General features: G+C 63.4%; 24 protein-coding genes. 15 read left to right on the top strand and 9 right to left on the bottom strand.

Translation table 11 applies throughout. The annotated features are described in order from the left end of the window. Window position 1 precedes the first annotated feature (1 nt). The 3 genes from ACFX5Q_RS13335 (at window position 2) to ACFX5Q_RS13345 (ending at window position 1,998) form a co-directional block, all read left to right on the top strand. On the top strand, window positions 2-436 hold the full coding sequence (locus ACFX5Q_RS13335) for a DUF3052 domain-containing protein (protein WP_404278478.1): 435 nt from the start codon (window positions 2-4) through the stop codon (window positions 434-436). Continuing rightward, window positions 436-1,215 (top strand): succinate dehydrogenase iron-sulfur subunit, encoded by a 780-nt coding sequence (locus tag ACFX5Q_RS13340; RefSeq protein WP_120014443.1) that lies wholly within the window; start codon window positions 436-438, stop codon window positions 1,213-1,215. Before ACFX5Q_RS13335 ends, ACFX5Q_RS13340 begins: the two co-directional genes overlap by 1 nt. 141 nt (window positions 1,216-1,356) lie before the next feature. Beyond that, window positions 1,357-1,998, top strand: coding sequence for a YceH family protein (locus ACFX5Q_RS13345; protein WP_404278481.1), 642 nt, complete (start codon window positions 1,357-1,359; stop codon window positions 1,996-1,998). 51 nt (window positions 1,999-2,049) lie between these two features. Here the strand turns inward: ACFX5Q_RS13345 and ACFX5Q_RS13350 are convergent, their stop codons facing one another. After that, entirely contained in the window at window positions 2,050-2,475 is a 426-nt protein-coding gene (locus tag ACFX5Q_RS13350; RefSeq protein ID WP_404278483.1) for an OsmC family protein, read from the bottom strand. A gap of 214 nt (window positions 2,476-2,689) precedes the next feature. Here ACFX5Q_RS13350 and ACFX5Q_RS13355 point away from each other — a divergent pair, with 214 nt between their 5' ends. From ACFX5Q_RS13355 to ACFX5Q_RS13365, 3 genes are all read left to right on the top strand, one after another. After that, a complete protein-coding gene (locus ACFX5Q_RS13355; RefSeq protein ID WP_404278486.1) occupies window positions 2,690-2,917 on the top strand; it encodes a hypothetical protein in 228 nt (75 codons plus the stop codon). Then, window positions 2,914-3,270 carry a YciI family protein gene (locus tag ACFX5Q_RS13360; RefSeq protein WP_404278488.1) on the top strand — a complete coding sequence of 119 codons (357 nt, stop codon included), beginning with the start codon at window positions 2,914-2,916 and terminating at the stop codon, window positions 3,268-3,270. The genes ACFX5Q_RS13355 and ACFX5Q_RS13360 overlap by 4 nt, the downstream gene beginning before the upstream one ends. Window positions 3,271-3,444: 174 nt before the next feature. Beyond that, a complete protein-coding gene (locus ACFX5Q_RS13365; RefSeq protein WP_404278768.1) occupies window positions 3,445-3,972 on the top strand; it encodes a hypothetical protein in 528 nt (175 codons plus the stop codon). Between the two features lie 222 nt (window positions 3,973-4,194). Here ACFX5Q_RS13365 and ACFX5Q_RS13370 read toward each other — a convergent pair whose 3' ends face one another. After that, entirely contained in the window at window positions 4,195-5,457 is a 1,263-nt protein-coding gene (locus ACFX5Q_RS13370) for a ubiquinone biosynthesis hydroxylase (RefSeq protein WP_404278490.1), read from the bottom strand. 115 nt (window positions 5,458-5,572) lie between these two features. On the opposite strand from ACFX5Q_RS13370, the gene tesB reads away from it, so the two are divergent. The 7 genes from tesB (at window position 5,573) to ACFX5Q_RS13405 (ending at window position 13,995) form a co-directional block, all read left to right on the top strand. Further along, window positions 5,573-6,436: an acyl-CoA thioesterase II gene (tesB, locus tag ACFX5Q_RS13375; protein ID WP_006206119.1), complete on the top strand. Its 864-nt coding sequence runs from the start codon at window positions 5,573-5,575 to the stop codon at window positions 6,434-6,436. Between the two features lie 264 nt (window positions 6,437-6,700). Beyond that, window positions 6,701-7,039: a P-II family nitrogen regulator gene (locus ACFX5Q_RS13380; protein WP_006201125.1), complete on the top strand. Its 339-nt coding sequence runs from the start codon at window positions 6,701-6,703 to the stop codon at window positions 7,037-7,039. Between the two features lie 31 nt (window positions 7,040-7,070). Continuing rightward, complete coding sequence (locus tag ACFX5Q_RS13385) at window positions 7,071-8,501, top strand: ammonium transporter (protein WP_404278493.1); 1,431 nt, start codon at window positions 7,071-7,073, stop codon at window positions 8,499-8,501. Between the two features lie 269 nt (window positions 8,502-8,770). Further along, window positions 8,771-9,046 carry a hypothetical protein gene (locus ACFX5Q_RS13390; RefSeq protein ID WP_404278495.1) on the top strand — a complete coding sequence of 92 codons (276 nt, stop codon included), beginning with the start codon at window positions 8,771-8,773 and terminating at the stop codon, window positions 9,044-9,046. A 437-nt stretch (window positions 9,047-9,483) separates the two neighbouring features. After that, the gene (locus ACFX5Q_RS13395) at window positions 9,484-12,150 is read left to right on the top strand and encodes a DNA translocase FtsK (protein ID WP_404278497.1); all 2,667 of its coding nucleotides are present in this window, start codon (window positions 9,484-9,486) and stop codon (window positions 12,148-12,150) included. 150 nt (window positions 12,151-12,300) lie between these two features. Next, window positions 12,301-12,981: an outer membrane lipoprotein carrier protein LolA gene (locus ACFX5Q_RS13400; protein ID WP_192181867.1), complete on the top strand. Its 681-nt coding sequence runs from the start codon at window positions 12,301-12,303 to the stop codon at window positions 12,979-12,981. Window positions 12,982-13,188: 207 nt separating this feature from the next. Next, complete coding sequence (locus ACFX5Q_RS13405; protein WP_404278499.1) at window positions 13,189-13,995, top strand: exodeoxyribonuclease III; 807 nt, start codon at window positions 13,189-13,191, stop codon at window positions 13,993-13,995. A 23-nt stretch (window positions 13,996-14,018) separates the two neighbouring features. Here the strand turns inward: ACFX5Q_RS13405 and ACFX5Q_RS13410 are convergent, their stop codons facing one another. Together ACFX5Q_RS13410 and ACFX5Q_RS13415 are read right to left on the bottom strand one after the other, a co-directional pair. Further along, window positions 14,019-14,474 carry a cyclic nucleotide-binding domain-containing protein gene (locus ACFX5Q_RS13410; protein ID WP_404278501.1) on the bottom strand — a complete coding sequence of 152 codons (456 nt, stop codon included), beginning with the start codon at window positions 14,472-14,474 and terminating at the stop codon, window positions 14,019-14,021. 222 nt (window positions 14,475-14,696) lie between these two features. Next, the gene (locus ACFX5Q_RS13415) at window positions 14,697-15,380 is read right to left on the bottom strand and encodes a response regulator transcription factor (protein ID WP_006201134.1); all 684 of its coding nucleotides are present in this window, start codon (window positions 15,378-15,380) and stop codon (window positions 14,697-14,699) included. Window positions 15,381-15,527: 147 nt separating this feature from the next. On the opposite strand from ACFX5Q_RS13415, the gene ACFX5Q_RS13420 reads away from it, so the two are divergent. Next, the gene (locus tag ACFX5Q_RS13420) at window positions 15,528-16,061 is read left to right on the top strand and encodes a L,D-transpeptidase (protein ID WP_404278504.1); all 534 of its coding nucleotides are present in this window, start codon (window positions 15,528-15,530) and stop codon (window positions 16,059-16,061) included. 150 nt (window positions 16,062-16,211) lie between these two features. On the opposite strand, the gene ACFX5Q_RS13425 is transcribed toward ACFX5Q_RS13420, so the two are convergent. Further along, window positions 16,212-16,466 (bottom strand): hypothetical protein, encoded by a 255-nt coding sequence (locus tag ACFX5Q_RS13425; protein WP_404278506.1) that lies wholly within the window; start codon window positions 16,464-16,466, stop codon window positions 16,212-16,214. A 163-nt stretch (window positions 16,467-16,629) separates the two neighbouring features. Between ACFX5Q_RS13425 and gcvA the strand changes: the two genes are divergently transcribed. After that, window positions 16,630-17,580, top strand: coding sequence for a transcriptional regulator GcvA (gene gcvA, locus ACFX5Q_RS13430; RefSeq protein WP_404278508.1), 951 nt, complete (start codon window positions 16,630-16,632; stop codon window positions 17,578-17,580). 34 nt (window positions 17,581-17,614) lie between these two features. Here gcvA and ACFX5Q_RS13435 read toward each other — a convergent pair whose 3' ends face one another. From ACFX5Q_RS13435 to ACFX5Q_RS13450, 4 genes are all read right to left on the bottom strand, one after another. Then, complete coding sequence (locus ACFX5Q_RS13435; RefSeq protein WP_404278511.1) at window positions 17,615-18,037, bottom strand: DUF1761 domain-containing protein; 423 nt, start codon at window positions 18,035-18,037, stop codon at window positions 17,615-17,617. Window positions 18,038-18,140: 103 nt separating this feature from the next. Beyond that, the gene (locus ACFX5Q_RS13440; RefSeq protein WP_404278513.1) at window positions 18,141-18,839 is read right to left on the bottom strand and encodes a class I SAM-dependent methyltransferase; all 699 of its coding nucleotides are present in this window, start codon (window positions 18,837-18,839) and stop codon (window positions 18,141-18,143) included. Beyond that, on the bottom strand, window positions 18,794-19,219 hold the full coding sequence (locus ACFX5Q_RS13445; RefSeq protein ID WP_404278515.1) for an EVE domain-containing protein: 426 nt from the start codon (window positions 19,217-19,219) through the stop codon (window positions 18,794-18,796). Before ACFX5Q_RS13445 ends, ACFX5Q_RS13440 begins: the two co-directional genes overlap by 46 nt. Before the next feature lie 27 nt (window positions 19,220-19,246). Next, entirely contained in the window at window positions 19,247-19,543 is a 297-nt protein-coding gene (locus ACFX5Q_RS13450; protein ID WP_404278517.1) for a YciI-like protein, read from the bottom strand. Window positions 19,544-19,567 lie beyond the last annotated feature (24 nt).

Raw genomic sequence — 19,567 nt, forward strand, 5'->3', positions numbered from 1 at the left:
CATGGCGCTGGCGGCAGCGGGATATTCCGACACGCCCCTTCCGGCCAAGCTCGGCCTGAAGGACGGGATGGTCGCCGCTTTCATCGCGCTGCCGCCGGAACTCGACGAGTTGGCCGATGCCGTCAATTTCGCCCAGGTTGACCGTCTGGCCGAATGGTCGGCGATCTCGGGCAGCCTGAAGTATGACGCCGTCCACGCTTTCACCCGGCAGCGCGCCGAGATCGAGGATCGTCTCGGGGCCGTCGAGACGGCGCTCAAGCGCGACGGCATGGTGTGGGTTTCGTGGCCGAAGAAGGCTTCTAAGGTGCCGACTGATGTCACCGAGGACGTCATTCGCGCCGAGGCGCTGAAGCGCGACCTTGTCGACGTCAAGGTCGCCGCCGTCAACGAGATCTGGTCCGGGCTGAAGCTCGTCATCCGAAAGGACCGCAGGTAATGGTCGAACTCACGCTCCCGAAGAACTCGAAGATCCAGCAGGGCAAGACCTGGCCGAAGCCGGAGGGTGCCACCAATCTGCGCGAGTACCGCATCTATCGCTGGTCGCCGGACGATGACGAGAACCCGCGCATCGACACCTACTTCGTCGACATGGACGATTGCGGGCCGATGGTGCTCGACGCGCTGCTTTGGATCAAGAACAAGATCGATCCGACGCTGACGCTGCGCCGTTCCTGCCGCGAAGGCATTTGCGGCTCCTGCGCCATGAACATCGATGGCTCGAACACGCTGGCCTGCACCAAGGGCTGCGACGACATTTCCGGTGCGGTCAAGGTCTACCCGCTGCCGCATATGCAGGTGGTCAAGGACCTGGTGCCGGACCTCACCAATTTCTACGCCCAGCACGCCTCGATTGAGCCGTGGCTGAAGACGGTGTCGCCGGAGCCGGCCAAGGAATGGCTGCAGAGCCATGAGGACCGCGAGAAGCTCGACGGGCTCTACGAATGCATATTGTGCGCCTGCTGCTCGACCTCGTGCCCGAGCTACTGGTGGAACGGCGAGCGCTATCTCGGTCCGGCGACGCTGCTGCAGGCCTATCGCTGGCTGATCGATTCCCGCGACGAGGCCAAGGGCGAGCGGCTCGACAATCTCGAGGATCCGTTCCGCCTCTATCGCTGCCACACCATCATGAACTGCGCCCAGACCTGCCCCAAGGGGCTGAACCCGGCCAAGGCGATCGCCGAGATCAAGAAGATGATGGTGGAGAGACGGGTTTAGGTTCTCCGCCTCGCATCTCATAAAGCAGCGATCCTTCGCGCCCCCTCTGTCCCGCCGACTTTGAGAGGGTCGGCCCTGTCGCGGCGCTCTGATGTCTGTCAAAATCACTGCGCCGAGAACCAGCAGCAAGTAGCCAAACCTATGACCGACACCGACCTTCCCATACTCCCACCCGCCGAAGCCCGCGTGCTCGGTTGCCTGATCGAGAAGAAGGAGCTGACGCCGGATATCTATCCGCTGACGCTCAATGCCGCGCATGCGGCCGCCAACCAGAAGACGGCGCGCGAGCCGGTGATGGCGCTGGAGCTCGCCGAGATCGCAAGGGCGTTCGGCCAGCTCGAGCAGAAAGGCTTGGTCAGGCGAGCTTTCGCCTCACGCGTCGAGCGCTATGAGCACAGCGTCGCGCAGCGTTTTTCGCTCACCTCTTCGCAGATCGCGGTGCTTGGCCTGATGCTGCTGCGCGGGCCGCAGACGGCTTATGAATTGCTGGTGCGGGCCGAACGCATGGCGCGTTTCTCCTCCATCGAGGCACTACGCGCCGATCTCGATCTTTTGATCGGCCGCAGGCCGCCGCTCGTCGTGCTGCTCGAGCGCGGCCCCGGTCAGCGCGAGGAGCGCTATGCGCATCTGTTGAGCGGAGCCGTGCAGATGCCGGCGTCAGCGGCCTCTGTGCAGCGGTCCTCGCCAGCCTCGGATCTGGAAGCGCGGGTCGAGGCTCTCGAAGAAGAGCTCGCGCAGCTGCGTGCACGCATCGACGCCCTGACCGGCGAAGGACGCTCCTGAACGAAAACGCCGGCCCCGAGGCCGGCGTTTCCCAAGACAAGGTCGTCTCGTTCAGGCGAGCCTGGCGTCGAGCGATACGTTGATGGCGCCGAGCGCCTTCGACACCGGGCAGCCGGCCTTGGCCTTCTCGGCCAATTCCTGGAATTTCGCGGCATCAATGCCCGGCACCTTGCCGACCACCGTAAGTGCGCTGCCGGTGATCCCCGTACCGGGAACCAGCGTCACCACCGCTTTGGCGTCGACTTGGTCGGCGGGCGTGCCGTTCTCGGCCAGGAAATGCGAGAACTGCATGGCAAAGCAGCCGGCATGCGCGGCGGCGATCAGCTCTTCCGGATTGGTGCCGGATTTGCCGCTCTCGTCTTCGAAGCGCGCCTTGAACGAATAGGGCGTGCCCTTGAGCGCCCCGCTCTGCGCGTCGAGCGTGCCTTTGCCCTCTTTCAGATTGCCTTGCCAAACGGCGTTTGCGGTGCGGTCCATGGAGTCCTCCTTGATTGTCGTGGTTGCGCCGGCCGGGCGGCGGCGTTCCCATGGACTATAGCGCGGGCGCACGGGAAGGCCACCGCGAGCCGTCATGCAATGTCGGCGGCGGCAAAAATTTTTCTGAAAAAATGTGCGTGCAAAAATGTCGACTTCCATCCGCCTCGCTCGTCCTGCGGGCGGCCATGGGTTCGTGGCCGGATGGAGGTTCAAGATGGACAATCTGTTTTTCGCCCTATGGAAGAGGCCAGGCCGCAAGGCCGAGCGACAGGAAGATTTTTGGCTGCATCCGCCGCCTTCCGGTCTCGGCCGGTTGCTGGCGGCGGTCGCGATCATCGCGGTCGCGGCGTGCCTTCTCGATCATGCGGCGGCAGTCAAAGGCCCCGCAGACAGCGTCGTCACCGCATCCTATGGTTCGTCACTGCAAGGGAGCCGGAAATGAAATATGTCTGCCTGGTCTATGGCGAGGAAAAAGACCTCCATGCGCTCACCGCCGAGGGGTCAGCCAAGCTCGACACCGATTCGCTGGCCTATGACAGGTCGTTGGACCAGCAAGGCAAGCTGATCGTCGCGCAGGCGCTGCAGTCGGTGAAGACGTCGAAGTCGGTGCGGCGGCGCAAGGGCAAGCGGCTGGTCACCGACGGTCCCTTCGCCGAAACCAAGGAGCAATTGCTCGGTTTCGTCATGATCGAAGCGAAGGATCTCGAAGAGGCGCTGGATATCGCCGGCAACATCCCGCTGGCCGAACTCGGCACGATCGAAGTCCGCGCGATCTACAACGTGCCGGGGTCCTAGGAACGGGATCCTGCTCTCACTCTTGCGGCTGGCGACCTGAAACCTGGGACGTGCGACTTCGGTGTGTAGATGCCTGAACGAAAGACCTCGGATTTCTTCGCCAGCCGCAACTCCAAAGTGTTGAAGCAAGGCAATACTTCTCTTATCCTCGCCGCGGTTTTGGGGGATTTCGACATGCCTTTCCTGCTTGCTATCCTTGGCGTGTTGGGAGCGGCCGCGTTCTGGTGGTATCGGATGAAAGCCATGAACGACGCGGCGCGCGAGGTCGCGGATGTCGTCGGGCGCGTGCAAGGCAGCATCCGGCGCAAGAAATTGCGCAAGCAGGCCGCACTGTCGCCGCTGACGGCAATCGACGATCCGGTGGTGGCCGCCGCGACGCTGATTACCGCCATCGTCTCCGAAAATGGCCCCGTGCTGCCGCAGCGCGAAGCCGTCATCCGCTTGGTGATCTCGGAGATCGCCGACAAGAAGAAGACCGATGAGGCCGTGGTCTATGCCAAATGGGCGGCGGCACAGATCGACGACACCACGATCGTCATCGACAAGCTGGCGCCGTTCCTGCGTGAGCGCCTAGACGTGGCCGAGCGAAACGATCTGCTGCAGATGGTGAACCGTGCGGCCCAGGGCGGCGAGAAGAAACTGGAGATAGCCGACCAGCGTATTCTACGGCTAAGGCAAAAGCTTGGTTTTGAGGTGAATTGACCCAGGCGACGGCCGATCTTTGAACGGAAGGCAGTCGTGCCTACATGAGGTTAGGCACACCGAACTGTCACGGCACAAATGGAAGCAATAGCCTACCTGGCTGCGGAATTGGCTGATCTGATAGGCACGCTGTTTGGAGACTGGTTGCGCAAATCCAGGGCCGGCAGGTTGGTGATCGGCATGCTGATCGCCATCGTGGTTTTTTACTACCTTCTTTGGCTGCTAGATCGCTTCCCCTTTTAAGAGCCTTGGCGTGTCGCCTGAAAGCCCCGATGCCTGGCGGATGAAGAAGTCCTTGAGCTTGGGCATGCGTTCGACGAGGCCGAGGCCGATGTCGCGGACAGTGCGCAGCGGACCGATGTCGTTCGAAAACAGCCGGTTCAGCACATCGGTGGTGATGCCCATCTGCACGGTGTCGAAGCGCCGCCACTGCTGGTAGCGTTCGAGCACGTCGAGCGCGCCGATGTCCTGTCCCAGGCGGTCGGCCTCGACCACCACTTCGGCAAGCGCGGCCACATCCTTGAAGCCGAGGTTGAGGCCCTGGCCGGCGATCGGGTGGATGCCGTGGGCGGCATCGCCGGCTAAAGCGATGCGCGGCGCGACGAAGGCGCGGGCGAGCGTCAGGCCAAGCGGCCAGGCGCGCGGCTTGTCGGCTACGTGGATCGCGCCGAGCTTGAGGCCGAAACGCTGTTCGAGCTCGTGCTCGAAGACGAGGTCGTCGCCGTCGACCAGTTTCTGTGCGTCCTCGGAGCGTTCGACCCAGACGATCGACGAGCGGTTGGTGCCGCTGCCGTCCGGCTTGAGCGGCAATGTGGCGAAGGGGCCGGCGGGCAGAAAATGTTCCTCGGCGCGACCATTGTGCGGGCGCTCATGCGCCACGGTGCAGACGATGCCGGACTGGCCGTATTCCCACTTCACCGTCTTGATGCCGGCCATGTCGCGCAGTTTCGAATTGACGCCATCGGCGGCGACCAGCAGCCGCGCCTTCAGCGTCGCGCCGTCGGCCAGATGCACGGTGATGCCGGCGCCATCGGTGTCGAAGGCGCTGACGGCGAGACCCTCGATGATGTCGATGCCGAGTTTCTCGGCGCGCCGGCGGAGCGCACCGTTCAGATCCCTGTTGGCGACCATATGCGCGAAAGGCTCGCCGGGCGCCACCTCGCCGTCGAAGGTGAGAAACACCGGACGCACCGGATCGGACGCGCGCGAATCGGTGATGATCATGTCGGTGATCGCCTGCGCCTCCGGCGCGATTTCGTTCCAGACCTGAAGCTGTTCCAGCATGCGGCAGGCGGCCGCCGCGATCGCCGAGGCGCGGCCGTCTCTTTGCCAGACGCCGGCGGGCGCGGCGTCGACCACGGCGACGGCGAGGCTGGGACGTGCCTGTTTCAGCGCCACGGCGCTGGCCAGGCCGACATAGCCGGCGCCGGCGACCAGCACGTCGAGCGAGGCCCGGGTTTTCGCATCCGCCTTGCGGTCAACCATGACAAATTCCTTTCGTGGCCCTGGCCCTTGCCGGCCATGTCCGGCCATTCGGCCTTGACTGGCCGTCATTCCTGTCGGAAACCGCCATAACACTTCCGCGGATGGAGCGCGAAACATGACAGCGGCCATGGACGAGCTTCTCGGCATTCTCGACCTCGAGCAGCTGGAACACAACCTGTACCGTGGTCGCAGCCCCAAGCTCGACTGGCAGCGCGTCTTCGGCGGCCAGACCATCGCCCAGGCGCTGGTCGCTGCCCAGCGCACGGTCGAGCCCGAGCGCCATGTGCATTCGCTGCACGGCTATTTCATGCGGCCGGGCGACACCACGGTGCCGATCGTCTACGAGGTCGATCGCATCCGTGACGGCGGCTCCTTCACCACGCGCCGCGTGGTCGCAATCCAGCACGGCCAGGCGATTTTCTCGCTGGAAGCCTCGTTCCAGCAGGATGAGGTCGGTCTCGAGCACCAGGTGCCGATGCCGCAGGACGTGCCGGCGCCCGACAGCCTGCTGTCGCAGCGCGAGTTGCTGGGCAAGTTCGGCGAGGCGGTTCCGGAAGGCATCAAACGCTACTGGGACCGCGACCGGCCGATCGAGATGAAGCCGGTGATGCTGAAGCATTATACGAGCCGGGAAAAGCTAGAGCCGGAGCAGAACATCTGGATCCGCACCACCGGGCCTGTGCCGGCCGACCGCGCCACGCAGGCGGCGGTGCTCGCCTATCTCTCCGACATGACGCTGCTCGACACCTCGACCTTCGCGCATGGCCGCGCCATCTTCGACCGTGACATCCAGGCGGCCAGCCTCGACCACGCCATGTGGTTCCACCGCAGCCATCCGCTCGACGACTGGATCCTCTACACGCAGGACAGTCCGTCGACTCAAGGCTCGCGCGGCTTTACGCGCGGCTCGCTGTTTGCCCGCGACGGCACGCTGATCGCCTCCGTTGCCCAGGAAGGGCTGATCCGGCTCAAGCGGTGAGCAGGACAGGAAAGCGGCCGTACCCGCTTCGGCCTGTCAAATAGGCATTTTCAAAAAATTGCCTATTTTTTAATCAGTGACAATACCGTGACTGTGCACGACTTGCCGTTCTGCGGCCTTCAATCTCTTTGTTTACAATAGGTTAACAGGCTGCTTCGGCAATTGGCACGGAGCTTGAATCCTAGCGGGCACTCTCCGGCTCTCATTGGGATCGGCGAAGTCGTGCAAACGCGGGGGACCCGCAACAGCAAAGGGTGAAACCTTATGAAAATCGTGATGGCTATCATCAAGCCGTTCAAGCTCGACGAGGTGCGCGAGGCGCTCACCGCAGTCGGCATCCAGGGCCTGACCGTCACCGAAGTCAAAGGCTACGGGCGTCAAAAGGGACATACGGAAATCTATCGCGGGGCGGAATACGCGGTCAGCTTCCTGCCGAAGATCAAGATCGAAGTCGCGGTCGCTCTCGACATGGTCGACAAGGCCGTCGAAGCCATCACGGCGGCGGCCAAGACCGGCCAGATCGGTGACGGCAAGATCTTCGTTTTCGGCATCGACCAGGCCGTTCGCATCCGTACCGGCGAAACAGACACAGACGCGCTTTGAGCAGCGAGCACGTATTCCAATGGAGAGTTCAATGAATATACCTTCCACCTTGAAGTCGGCGGCGCGCTCCGCGCTGCTGGGCTCGTTCGCGCTCGGAGCATTGGGCACGGTCGCCGCGCTGGCGCAGGAAGCGGCCCCCGCCGTCGCCGCAGCCGCGCCGGCAGCCCCCGCTTTCACCGTCGACAAGGGCGACACCACGTGGATGATGATTTCCACCGTGCTGGTGCTGTTGATGACCATTCCCGGCCTTGCCCTTTTCTATGGCGGCCTGGTTCGTGCCAAGAACATGCTGTCGGTGCTGATGCAGGTCTTCACCATCACCTGCGTGGTCATGATCATCTGGGTCTTCTACGGCTACAGCCTCGCCTTCACCGCCGGCAACGCCTTCATCGGCGGTCTGTCCAAAGCGTTTCTCTCCGGTGTCAGCGTATCGACGCTGTCGGAAACCTTCACCAAGGGCGTCGCCATTCCTGAACTGGTGTTCGTCGTCTTCCAGATGACCTTCGCCTGCATCACGCCCGCGCTGATCGTCGGCGCCTTCGCCGAACGCGTCAAATTCTCGGCTGTGATCCTTTTCGTCATCCTCTGGGTCACGTTCGTCTACTTCCCGATCGCGCATATGGTCTGGTTCTGGGGCGGCCCGAGCGCCTATTCCGACCCGTCCGGGCTGATCTTCAGCTTCGGCGCCATCGACTTCGCCGGCGGCACGGTCGTTCACATCAATGCGGGCATCGCCGGCCTCGTCGGCGCGCTGATGATCGGCAAGCGCATCGGCTACAAGAAGGACATCATGGCGCCGCACTCGATGACGCTGACCATGGTTGGTGCTTCACTGCTGTGGGTCGGCTGGTTCGGCTTCAACGCCGGTTCGAACCTCGAGGCGAACGCCTACGCGGTGCTCGCCATGATCAACACCTTCGTCGCCACGGCGGCGGCGGCTGTGACCTGGGCCGTGCTTGAATCGCTGCTGCGCGGCAAGGCGTCCATGCTGGGCATTGCTTCCGGCGCGGTGACCGGCCTCGTCGCCGTCACGCCGGCTGCCGGCTTTGCCGGACCGATGGGCGCGATCGTGCTCGGCATCGTCGCCACCTTCGTCTGCTATTTCTTCGTCTCGGTGGTGAAGAACACGTTCGACTATGACGACAGCCTCGATGTCTTCGGCGTCCATTGTGTCGGCGGCATCATCGGCGCGCTCGGTACCGGCATCCTGGTCAACCCCGCACTCGGCGGCGCCGGCATCGTCGACTATTCGACGGCCGACTTCGCCGCCGGCTATGCCGGAACGGCCACCCAGTTACTGGCGCAGGGCAAAGGCGTGCTGGTGACCGTGCTCTGGTCGGGCATCGGCAGCGCCATCCTCTACAAGATCGTCGACATGATCGTCGGTCTGCGTCCGTCGGCCGACGCAGAGCGCGAAGGCCTCGATCTCACCTCGCATGGCGAAGCGGCCTATCACTCGTAAGCTTCACCAGTGCCGGGCGGCTTGCACCGCCCGCATCCTCCCATCCCGTCGTGACGCTCCCGAAAAGGGCTCACGCATTGAGGCCCGGACCTGTTCCGGGCCTCTTTTTTGTCCGGAAATGCGTGCGGCCATCCCGGCGGCCCGATCACTATCAGTTGATCGGGCGCGTCTTCAGGCTTCCGGCCTGAAACATCCGGCATGCCGGTTCCGAACTGGGGTGGCGATCGTCGCTTGGGCGTTCGCGAAAAACAGGGAAGGAAACCCATCTCATGAATATCAGGAACATCTGCCTTGGAGCGCTTGCTCTTTCCATGGTCAGCGGCGTGTCGTTCGCCGGTGCTCTCGACTCGCCGGACAACATGGCGCCGTTCTTTACCGACAGCGGCATGAAGGCCATGAAGCCCAAGGCCGAGTTCAAGGCGGCCTGGGACTCGATGGCCAAGGACAAGCAGGACGCGATGATGAAGGAATGCCAGGATGCGGCGATGAGCAAGCCGTATGCCGAATTCTGCGCCAATTTGCAGGCGCTCGGCGGCGCCAACTGAGATGGCAAGGATCAGGCCCACGCGAACCTGATCTTTCCAAGCAAGCGATGGCGGGCTCGCGGGTCCGCATTTTTGTTGGTATGGATCCGGCCCGCCAAGCATCAAGTGAATGTGATTCAGAGTGATTCCACAGGCGCATCGTTTGTCGGCTAGCTTGCGCCTCGATCCCACCCCCGGATCAGCGGAGGGCCAAATCCCACTTTCGCCCTCCTCAAGAAAGGCCTCGCTGGCTCCGGCTCGCGAGGCTTTTTTGCGTCGACCCGTCCGGCTCGGCAAGGCGGGCGTCGGCAGGCATCCGCAACTCACGGTATCGGGTATTGGTCGCCTCAACTTCTTATAGTTAATGCGGCCTTAACCTTCCCACCGATAGTCTGGCATCCGAATCTGCCGGAGTGCGTGTTGCGCCCGGCCAGTCCATGACAGACGGGGAACGAGGCATGCGTTCAGGGGCTTCAGCACCGCTCGCGCTGACCGATACGGGGCACGGCATCCAGGCATTCGCACGGCGCCAGGTCGGCCGGCTGGTCGGCGTCGCCCTGTTCGTGTTCGTTGCCTTCGGCATCGCCAGCCTCGCCACCTGGAACGTCGCGGATCCGAGCTTTTCCCACGCCACCGCCAACATCGTCACCAACGCCATGGGCTATACGGGCGCGGTCTTTTCCGACCTTGCCATGCAGTTCTTCGGTCTTGCCGCCGTTGCTGCCCTGGTGCCGGCGGTGATCTGGGGCTACCTGCTGTTTTCCGCGCGCGGCGTCGACAGGCTACCGAAGCGGGGGCTCACCTGGTTCGGCTTCGCGCTGCTCGCGGCGGCGATCGCCGGCTGCGTGACGCCGCCCAAGACCTGGCCGCTGCCGACCGGGCTCGGCGGCGTGTTCGGCGACATGGTGCTGAAGATCCCCGGCCTGGTCATCGGCGGCTATCCGACCGGTCTCTTCGCCAGTGTGCTCGCCGTGCTGCTTGCCGCGCCGGCGCTGTGGCTGTTCGCCTATAGCTCGGCGCTGATCGCACGCAAGAACGGCTTCGCCGTGCTCGAGCCGGCTGCCGCGCCCGATCCGCGAGAGGACGACCTGCTCTTCGACAATGACGAGGATGAGGGCGACGAAGGCATATTGGCGCTCGGCGCAATTACTCATTGGTGGCTCTCGTTCCGCGCGTGGATGCATCGCCGCGCCGTGCGCCGCCAGCAGGAGCGGGACGAGTTCGAGCCGGAGATGGAGCCGCGTGCCAGTGCCTGGCGGCGCGCCGCCGAACGCGTCGAATCGGCCGAGTATGCCGAGGCGCGGATGAGCCCGGGCGGCCGCGCCCGGGTTGAGCCGGAATTCTTCGCAGCCATGGTCAACGACCGCAGCGTTTCCGTCGACCCCGACGATGACGACGTCTTCGACAATGACGACGACGCCGACATGGACTTCGCCGCCGACGAGCCGGTCCAGCGCCGCGCCGCGCCGAACGCCAAGGTGCAGAACTTCCGCTCCGATGCCGCGACCCGTGTCGAGGCACCGGCGCCGCGTCCGGTGGCCGGCGCCCGCGTCCAGCGCGAGGCGCAGACCTCGCTGATCGGCTCGGAAACATTCGAAATGCCGTCACTGCATTTCCTGTCCGAACCGAAGAACGTCGTGCGCGACGCCAGCCTGTCGAAGGACGCGCTGGAGCAGAATGCCCGCCTTCTCGAGGGCGTGCTGGAGGATTTCGGCGTCAAGGGCGAGATCATCCATGTCCGTCCCGGCCCGGTCGTCACGCTCTACGAGCTTGAACCCGCGCCCGGCATCAAATCCTCGCGCGTCATCGGCCTGTCCGACGACATCGCCCGTTCGATGAGCGCTATCGCCTGCCGCGTCGCCGTCGTGCCCGGCCGCAATGCCATCGGCATCGAACTGCCCAACGCCAAGCGCGAGACGGTGTACCTGCGCGAAATCATGGCCAGCCGCGATTTCGAGACCACCAAGGCCAAGCTGGCGCTGGCGCTCGGCAAGACCATCAATGGCGAGGCTGTCATCGTCGACATAGCCAAGATGCCGCACGTGCTGGTCGCAGGCACCACCGGCTCCGGCAAGTCGGTCGCCATCAACACCATGATCCTGTCGCTGCTCTACCGGCTGACGCCGCAGGACTGCCGGTTGATCATGATCGACCCCAAGATGCTCGAACTCTCGGTCTATGACGGCATCCCGCATCTTTTGACGCCCGTCGTCACCGATCCGAAGAAGGCGGTGGTGGCGCTGAAATGGACCGTGCGCGAGATGGAGGACCGCTACCGCAAGATGTCGAAGGTCGGCGTGCGCAACATCGACGGCTTCAACGCGCGCGTCCAGCAGGCGGAGAAGAAGGGCGAGAAGATTTCGCGCACCGTGCAGACCGGCTTCGACCGCCAGACCGGCGAGGCGATCTACGAGACGGAGAATCTCGATCTCGAGCCGATGCCCTACATCGTCGTCATCATCGACGAGATGGCCGACCTGATGATGGTCGCCGGCAAGGACATTGAAGGTGCCGTGCAACGCCTGGCGCAGATGGCGCGTGCCGCCGGCATCCATGTCATCATGGCCACGCAGCGCCCATCCGTCGACGTCATCACCGGCACGATCAAGGCCAATTTCCCGACCCGCATCTCCTTCCAGGTGACGTCGAAGATCGACAGCCGCACCATTCTGGGCGAGCAGGGCGCCGAGCAGCTGCTCGGCATGGGCGACATGCTCTACATGGCCGGCGGCGGCCGCATCCAGCGCGTGCACGGGCCCTTCGTCTCGGACGACGAGGTCGAGAAGATCGTCGCCCATCTGAAGCTGCAGGGCGTGCCTGAATATCTCGACGCCATCACCGAGGACGATGGCGAGGACGACGACGACGAGCCGTCCGGCAAGGGCGGGTCCGGCGGCGGCGGTGGCGGCAATTTCGAGGATTCCGACGATCCCTACGACCAGGCGGTGGCCGTGGTGCTGCGCGACGGCAAGGCCTCGACCAGCTACATCCAGCGCCGGCTCGGCATCGGCTACAACCGCGCCGCCTCGATCATCGAGAAGATGGAGAAGGAAGGCATTGTCGGTCCGGCCAACCACGCCGGCAAGCGCGAGATCCTGGTACCGACGGAGGACGACAAGTTCTGATGCGCTGGCAGGCGCTGCGCAGCGCCTGGCAGCAACCTTTGAACCTTCTGGCGCGTTGAAGCGACTGAGCGCTGTCCGACCCGCCAAACTTAAGCCTAACTGGGGGTCCACGGACTGCTACACCATACGCAACAGACGAAAGTGACCGGCATGAAAAACTTGATTTTCGCCAACAGCGATTTTGCCCCAACCCGCCGTCAGGTGCTTGGCCTTGGCATGGTCCTTGCGGGTGCCGCGGCCATAAACGTCGTGCCCGGTTTCCAGCTGCTGGCGTCGGCGCAAGCGGCTGTTCCGCCGGCGGCGCAGAAGATCGCCGACCATTTTTCGTCCGTCAAATCGATGTCTGGCGAATTCGTGCAGTTCGGGCCGAAGGGCGAGCAGACCGGCGGCAAGTTCTTCCTGGAACGTCCAGGCAAGATCCGCTTCAACTATGACGGATCGTCGAATTTCCGGGTGATTTCCGACGGCAAATCGGTAGTCATCCTCAACAAGAAGCTGAAGACGTCAGACCTCTATCCGCTGTCGAAGACGCCGCTGAAGCTGTTGCTCGACGACAGGATCGACCTCTCCGGCAACCGCGTAAAAAGCGTCAAGGAAGAGGACGACCTCACCACGATCCAGCTCTCCGACAAATCCGTGTTCGGCAATGCGAGGATCACCATGATGTTCGATCCGAAGTCCTACGAACTGCGCCAGTGGACCATCACCGACGCGCAGGGCAAGGACACGACGGTGATGATCTTCAACGTCAAGGAAGGCGTCAGCTTCGCCCCCGACACCTTCGCCATCGACTATACGGCGAACCGCGAACTGAACACGAAGACGCGGTAGGGTCCGCTCATATTCAGGTGATGCCGGCCTGACCTGAATCTCGGCGAACCCCGACCGCAGCCTGAGCCGGGGCTTCAAGCACGGCCCGGCTTGTCTTTGCCGGCGGCGGCTGGCAGGGTCCGGGGACTGACACTTTCAAAAAAGGCGTCATTTCCCGTCAGAGCCGGTCCGGCTGTGGCGGGTCTTGCGCTGTCCCGGATCCTTCGCATGCCCTTTTCCGTCGCCACCTGGAACATCAACTCCGTTCGCTTGCGCATGCCGATCGTCGAGCGCCTGCTTATTGAGCAGGCCCCCGACGTGCTCTGCCTGCAGGAGACGAAAGTTCCCGACGAATTGTTTCCCGAGAAGGCCTTCCGCAAGCTTGGCTACGAGCACATCGCCTTCCACGGCCAGAAGGGCTACCACGGCGTCGCGACGGTGGCGCGGCGGCCGATCGCGGTGGTCGAGAAACGGCGCTTCTGCGAGATCGACGACAGCCGGCATCTGTCGGTTACCGTGCGGGCCGGCGGCAAGGCGATCCTGCTGCACAATTTCTATGTGCCTGCCGGTGGTGACGAACCCGACCCGGAGATCAACCGCAAGTTCAGGCACAAGCTCGACTTTGTCGCCGAGATGAACGCCATCCGCGCCGAGCACGACGAGGTGTCCGGCTCGATCCTGGTCGGCGACCTCAACATCGCGCCACTCGAGCACGATGTCTGGTCGCACAAGCAGTTGCTCAAAGTCGTCAGCCACACGCCGGTAGAGACGGAAAGCTTCGAGGCGATGCGGCGTGCCGGCAACTGGGTCGACCTGATGAGGCTCAACGTGCCGCAGGAACTAAAGCTCTACACCTGGTGGAGCTATCGCGCGCAGGACTGGGAGGCATCGGATCGCGGCCGCCGGCTCGACCATGTCTGGTCGTCGCCGAACCTGGTGGCAAATTTTGCCGGCTATGAAATCCTGCGCCCGGCACGTGGCTGGGAGCGACCGTCGGACCATGTGCCGGTCATTGCGCGATTTGATTTAGAATAGGCGTGGTCGGCGCGTAGTCGAACCTACTCCGTAAATCGCGGCGCCAGCTCTTCGATACGGCGGATCAACGCCTGAAAATCCTCCAGGATGCGCTGATGCAGTTGCACCGCGATCTCGGGATATTCTTCCAGGATGCGGTGGAACATCTTGCGGCTCAAGCGCAGCACTTCCGAATCGATCTCGGCGGAAGCGCTGGTCAATCGGTTGGTGTCGGCAATCAGCGCCAGCTCGCTCAACATGGTGCCCGGACCGACCGTGTTGATGGGGATGCGGTCGCCATTCTGCTCGCGATAGAGCACGATGCGGCCGCTGACCACGATATAGGCCGAATCGGCCACGTCGTCCTCGCGGTAGAGCTTGTGGTTCGCCTGCAGCAGCGTGGTTTCGGCGCCGAAGGCGAGCAGGCGCAGCTGTTCCTGCGTGAAGCCCTCGAAGAGCCTCACGGCGGACAGGATGCGGATGTCGTCATCCAGCGCCATCTAGCTATGTCCCCGAGCGGTCAGTCCAATCCCTCCCTTAGAGCGCCGCATCCCATTGGACGCGCAAAGGACGCTCTAACATCTTGAATCTACGCATCATGCCTTCCAAAAATCGATTCCGATCTTTGGCCGATGCGTTTCGGAGTCGATCCTACCACCCTCCAGCATCAGGATCGCACCCGAAAGCGGTCCCGCCCGACCGCCCATTGGATCATGAAAAGTTTAAGGAACCAGCTTGTAGCCGCCGCTTTCTGTCACAAGAATTTCGGCATTGGAAGGATCGCGCTCGATCTTCTGGCGCAGACGGTAGACGTGGGTTTCCAGCGTGTGCGTGGTGACGCCGGAATTGTAACCCCAGACCTCTTCCAGCAGCACGTCGCGCGTCACCACCTTCTGGTCGGCGCGGTAAAGATATTTGATGATCGAGGCCTCCTTTTCGGTCAGCCGCACCTTGGCGCCGCGCTGGTCGATCAGGAGCTTCTGGCTCGGCTTGAAAGTGTAGGGACCGACCGAGAAGGTAGCGTCCTCGCTCTGCTCGTGCTGGCGCAACTGGGCGCGGACGCGGGCAAGCAGCACCGCGAAGCGGAACGGCTTGGTCACATAGTCGTTGGCGCCAGCCTCGAGACCGAGAATCGTGTCGGAATCGGTATCGTGCCCGGTCAGCATGATGATGGGCGCCTTGTAGCCGCCCTTGCGCAGGATTTTCACGGCCTCGCGGCCGTCCATGTCGGGCAGGCCGACATCCATGATGAGCAGGTCGACAAGGCCGCCGCGGGCCGCAGCGACGCCTTTTGCGGCCGTTGCTTCCTGCTGGACGTCGAATTCCTCGTAGAGGGCCAGTTGCTCGACGAGAGTGCCGCGCAGGTCGTCATCGTCGTCAACGATCAGAATGGTGCGTGAGGTCATGGATCAATCCGTTGTTTTGAAAAGAAAATTCAGTTGACCGCCCCCCGTTTATGCGGAAGCTGATCGACAGAACAGCCGATCACAGTGATTTGTTCCGTGACACGATCATACAAGAAAAAACGTCCATGCAATGCAGCCGGCGCATTTTTGCCAAAAGGGTTGCGCGTGCTCAGCGTGCGCGCCAGGCCAGGCAACCCTAGCCAGGGGTTTTTGCAGGCCGGCCGCCTGGTGTTTGCCTGCGCCCTGGGGCGCGCCGGCATTTCTGCCAACAAGCGCGAAGGCGACGGCACCACGCCGCTTGGCCCCATGCGGATCCTGTCCGGCTATTTCCGTGGGGATCAGTTTTCCAATGGCCGCAGGACGCGGCTGGCAATGACGCCGATCGGCCCCGATCTCGGCTGGTGCGAGGTGCCGGACGACCGCAACTACAATCGCCCGGTGAAAATCCCCTACGGCGCCAGCCATGAGCGGATGCGGCGTTCCGATCGGCTCTATGACGCCTGCCTGGTGCTTGACTGGAACATTTCGCCGCGGCGGCGCGGGCGCGGCAGCGCCATCTTCTTCCATCTGGCGCGACCCGGCTTCACGCCGACGCAAGGCTGCGTGGCGGTGACGGCCCAAACCATGGCGCGGCTGTTGCCGCTGCTGTCGGATAGGACGGTGGTGAGGGTGGTTCGTTAAGGGCCATTGATATTCAGGTAATGCCGGCCTGCAAACGATGGCTTCCTGCGCTTCCGGTGCTCATGTACTTAAGTACGCTCCGCTCCGGTTCTCGGAAGCCATTCGTTTTCGACTCGGCCTGACCTGAATCTCAACAGCCCTTCGAGCGTATCAATGGTTCGGACGGCGTGGCGGCTGCCAGCCTGTGTCGAGCAGGCCCAACCGGCCAAGCTCCCGGTCCATTGCGCGGGCGACATCCTTCCGTTCGGCGCCGATGTCGCGCAGTTGGCGATCGGAGAGGTCCTCGACATCCTGGTGGGCGATATCCTGGTGGGCGAGGCGTATGGCGACCCTGGCGTGGCGAAGCCAGTCAAGCGCAACGCTGATCCAGCTCGGCCGGGGGGCCCTCAAGGCGATGTGTAACATGGTGTGATCCGTTCTCCGGATGTCAAATCCGGTTTGATGGTGTTTCGATGGTCACATCATGTCGGATTGAAATCTAACGGGGAAACGAGTAGTTCTTGTCTCATCATCAAGTTTTCTTTGAGGATCGAAGCGCCATGATCCCACCTGATCAGGTCTCGCCCTGATGGCCCGCCTGCTGCCGGGAACCCGTGCCTTGAGAACGCTGGAGGCGGCGGCAAGGCACCTCAATTTCACCCGCGCCGCGGATGAGCTCGGGCTGACACCGGCCGCGGTCAGCCATCAGATCAAGGAGATCGAGGACCAGCTCGGACTGGTGCTGTTCACCCGCACCAGCCGCACCATCCGGCTGACGGAAGCAGGTACGGTGCTTTCCGACGCCGCGACCGACGCGCTCGACCTGCTGGGCCGGGCGGTTTCGCGGGCGCAGAAGACGGCGCGCGGAACGGCGCTGCTGAAGATCACGCTGGACGCGCAATTCGCGACGAAATGGCTGATGCGGCGCGTCGATGATTTTCGCCGGCAGCGGCCTGGCATCGAGCTGCGCTTCGACATCTCCTATGAAGTGCGCGACTTCGACCGCGACGACGTCGATATCGGCATCCGCTTCGGCACCGGCAAATATCCGGGACTATGCGCCGACCGACTGTTCGAGAACATCATCACTCCGGTCTGCAGCCCGGCCCTGCTGCGCTCCGGGCCGCCGCTCAAGGAGCCGCGCGACCTGTTCCAGCACACGCTCGCCCATATCGTATGGTCGCGCCAGGGCGTCACCTGGCCGAACTGGCGCATGTGGATGGCGGCGGCGGGCGTCGATGATTTCGACGACAGCCGGACCATCGTTTTCGGCAGCTCATCGGATGCGGTGCAGGCAGCGCTCGACGGCAATGCGGTGGCGCTCGCCGATTTCGCCATGGTGGCCAATGATCTGTCGGAAGGCCGGCTGGTGCGGCCGTTCGCACTGGGCATCAAGGTCGCGCCCGAATTCGCCTACTTCCTGGTCTATCCGGTCGGATCCGCGAATGACGCCAGGATCGTGGCCTTCAAGGACTGGATCCTGGACGAGGTCCACAAGCCGCAGCCGGACCCGACACGCCGGAGTTGGGACGAGCTTTAGATTGCGCCAGCCGCCATGCGGTCGGGGGGTGCGCTCAGCCGGCAACGACCGGCGCACCGAACCAGCCGATCACCGCGCCGATGAGAAGCAGCACGCCGAGCCAGTGACCGGTGTCGATGAGGGTCAGGTCCCAGCCAAATCCTTCATAGCGGTGGTTGACCGACAGCGTCGTTGCGACGAAGCCCAGCCACAGCACGAAGCCGAAGACCAGTCCGGCGACCAGGGTCGGTTCGCCGCCGGTCATCGCGCCGATGACAAGGGCCATAACCAGAGCCATGATCAGTTCGGCGATGAAGGAGATGATGAAGGGCAGCAGCGAGCGTTTCATCGTCGCCGGGTCGAGCTTGGCGGCCTTCAGCCACGGCTTGCTCAAGCCCATGTACCACGCGGCGCCGAACAGCCACGCCACCACGGCGGCGACGATCACCGCCAGCCAGTTCACTGCCGAAAAATCCATGGTCCCCCCCTCCGTATGCAAGTCGCCCAAAGTGCGCAGCTGCTTCGGGACAACGACATGCATATTCTTAGATGCGCGATGGAACGCCTGTTCGGCGGCGGCGTCAAGCAAGGCGCCAGACGGTCGTGCGCTTGACCTCGGCATCCTCCAGCGCGCGTGTCACCGGCACTTCGTAGACGCCAAGCGGCTCCAGGCCCGTCCTGGGCAGATAGGAGCGGCCGGGATCGCCGATCAGGATTTCCGCGTCGCGCGCCTTCAGCGCCGCGAACCATGGCATCATCTTGTCGGCGAAGGGCTTGTCGTAGAAGACGTCGCCGGCAAGAACCACATCCCAGCCTTCATCAGTGCCGATGCAGTCTGTACCGAAGAATTCCACCTCGACCTGATTGGCTTCTGTATTGAGGGCAATCGCCGTCGCGCAGAACGGGTCGACGTCGGCGGCGATCACCGCGGCCGCGCCGGCCTTCGCAGCCGCGATGGCGACAAGGCCCGAGCCGGAGGCGAAGTCGAGCACGCGCTTGCCGCGTACCGTGGCCGGATGGTCAAGCACGTAGCGGGCGAGACCTTGGCCACCGGCCCAGGCGAAGGCCCAGAAGGGCGGCGGCAGGCCGATCGCCGCCAGTTCATCCTCAGTGCGCAGCCACAGATCATGCGCCTCGTCGGCTAGGTGAAGGAGAATCTCGGGCACGTGCGGTGGCGCCATCAGCGCCGTATTGTCGAGGATGAATCTTCTGGCGCTGTTCGGCGTGAGTATCGTCACGGAGCGGGCGTCAGCCCGCCCATGCGACAGACTTCCTTCCATTCGGCCGGCGTCACCGGCTGCACGGAAAGCCGCCCGAGCCGGACCAGCGCCATTTCGGCGAGCTTGGGATTGGCCTTGACCTCTTCCAGCGTCGGCGGGTTCGGCACGTCCTTGACGGCGCGGATGTCGACGCATTCCCAACGCGGATCGTCGGTGGTGCTGTCCGGATGTGCCAGGGCGCAGACCTCGGCGATGCCGACCACGTTCAGCCCCTCATTGGAATGGTAGAAGAAGCCGAGATCGCCGATCTGCATCGCCTTCATGTTGTTGCGCGCCGCGTAGTTGCGCACGCCGTCCCACTGCGTGCCGGCCTTGCCCTTGGCCTTCAGCGCCTCGAAGGAGAACACCGAGGGTTCGGATTTGAACAGCCAGTAGTTCATGATTTTGCTCCTCCGTTCGGCCTGCAATCAACTAGCCGCCGGCTTGTTGAAGGTCCAGTTCCACTGGCGGATTTCGACGCTCTCGAACAGGCCGGCCTTGGCATAGGGGTCCGCCGCCGACAGCCTCTCGGCGCCGGCCAGGTCCGGGGCTTCGACCACGACGAGGCTGCCGTCCGGCTTGCCGTCGGCATCGAGGAACGGACCGGCGAAGGCGAGCTTCTTGTCGCCGTTCAGCCCTTCCAGGAAGGCGATATGCTCGGGCCGCGTATCGAGGCGCACCTGCAGGCTGCCCGGCTTGTCCTTGCAAATCAACGCAAACAGCATCTTTTTCAGCTCCGGTTTGTTCGA

It is taken from the genome of Mesorhizobium sp. IMUNJ 23033 (assembly GCF_044778005.1).
GTDB classification, from domain to species: domain Bacteria; phylum Pseudomonadota; class Alphaproteobacteria; order Rhizobiales; family Rhizobiaceae; genus Mesorhizobium; species Mesorhizobium amorphae_A.

Excerpts from the sequence above, each read along its gene's own strand:
- ACFX5Q_RS13335 (WP_404278478.1), top strand. The coding sequence starts at position 2 with ATGGCGCTGGCGGCAGCGGGATATTCCGACACGCCCCTTCCGGCCAAG.
- ACFX5Q_RS13340 (WP_120014443.1), top strand. The coding sequence starts at position 436 with ATGGTCGAACTCACGCTCCCGAAGAACTCGAAGATCCAGCAGGGCAAG.
- ACFX5Q_RS13345 (WP_404278481.1), top strand. The coding sequence starts at position 1,357 with ATGACCGACACCGACCTTCCCATACTCCCACCCGCCGAAGCCCGCGTG.
- ACFX5Q_RS13350 (WP_404278483.1), bottom strand. The coding sequence starts at position 2,475 with ATGGACCGCACCGCAAACGCCGTTTGGCAAGGCAATCTGAAAGAGGGC.
- ACFX5Q_RS13355 (WP_404278486.1), top strand. The coding sequence starts at position 2,690 with ATGGACAATCTGTTTTTCGCCCTATGGAAGAGGCCAGGCCGCAAGGCC.
- ACFX5Q_RS13360 (WP_404278488.1), top strand. The coding sequence starts at position 2,914 with ATGAAATATGTCTGCCTGGTCTATGGCGAGGAAAAAGACCTCCATGCG.
- ACFX5Q_RS13365 (WP_404278768.1), top strand. The coding sequence starts at position 3,445 with ATGCCTTTCCTGCTTGCTATCCTTGGCGTGTTGGGAGCGGCCGCGTTC.
- ACFX5Q_RS13370 (WP_404278490.1), bottom strand. The coding sequence starts at position 5,457 with ATGGTTGACCGCAAGGCGGATGCGAAAACCCGGGCCTCGCTCGACGTG.
- tesB (WP_006206119.1), top strand. The coding sequence starts at position 5,573 with ATGACAGCGGCCATGGACGAGCTTCTCGGCATTCTCGACCTCGAGCAG.
- ACFX5Q_RS13380 (WP_006201125.1), top strand. The coding sequence starts at position 6,701 with ATGAAAATCGTGATGGCTATCATCAAGCCGTTCAAGCTCGACGAGGTG.
- ACFX5Q_RS13385 (WP_404278493.1), top strand. The coding sequence starts at position 7,071 with ATGAATATACCTTCCACCTTGAAGTCGGCGGCGCGCTCCGCGCTGCTG.
- ACFX5Q_RS13390 (WP_404278495.1), top strand. The coding sequence starts at position 8,771 with ATGAATATCAGGAACATCTGCCTTGGAGCGCTTGCTCTTTCCATGGTC.
- ACFX5Q_RS13395 (WP_404278497.1), top strand. The coding sequence starts at position 9,484 with ATGCGTTCAGGGGCTTCAGCACCGCTCGCGCTGACCGATACGGGGCAC.
- ACFX5Q_RS13400 (WP_192181867.1), top strand. The coding sequence starts at position 12,301 with ATGAAAAACTTGATTTTCGCCAACAGCGATTTTGCCCCAACCCGCCGT.
- ACFX5Q_RS13405 (WP_404278499.1), top strand. The coding sequence starts at position 13,189 with ATGCCCTTTTCCGTCGCCACCTGGAACATCAACTCCGTTCGCTTGCGC.
- ACFX5Q_RS13410 (WP_404278501.1), bottom strand. The coding sequence starts at position 14,474 with ATGGCGCTGGATGACGACATCCGCATCCTGTCCGCCGTGAGGCTCTTC.
- ACFX5Q_RS13415 (WP_006201134.1), bottom strand. The coding sequence starts at position 15,380 with ATGACCTCACGCACCATTCTGATCGTTGACGACGATGACGACCTGCGC.
- ACFX5Q_RS13425 (WP_404278506.1), bottom strand. The coding sequence starts at position 16,466 with ATGTTACACATCGCCTTGAGGGCCCCCCGGCCGAGCTGGATCAGCGTT.
- gcvA (WP_404278508.1), top strand. The coding sequence starts at position 16,630 with ATGGCCCGCCTGCTGCCGGGAACCCGTGCCTTGAGAACGCTGGAGGCG.
- ACFX5Q_RS13435 (WP_404278511.1), bottom strand. The coding sequence starts at position 18,037 with ATGGATTTTTCGGCAGTGAACTGGCTGGCGGTGATCGTCGCCGCCGTG.
- ACFX5Q_RS13440 (WP_404278513.1), bottom strand. The coding sequence starts at position 18,839 with ATGGAAGGAAGTCTGTCGCATGGGCGGGCTGACGCCCGCTCCGTGACG.
- ACFX5Q_RS13445 (WP_404278515.1), bottom strand. The coding sequence starts at position 19,219 with ATGAACTACTGGCTGTTCAAATCCGAACCCTCGGTGTTCTCCTTCGAG.
- ACFX5Q_RS13450 (WP_404278517.1), bottom strand. The coding sequence starts at position 19,543 with ATGCTGTTTGCGTTGATTTGCAAGGACAAGCCGGGCAGCCTGCAGGTG.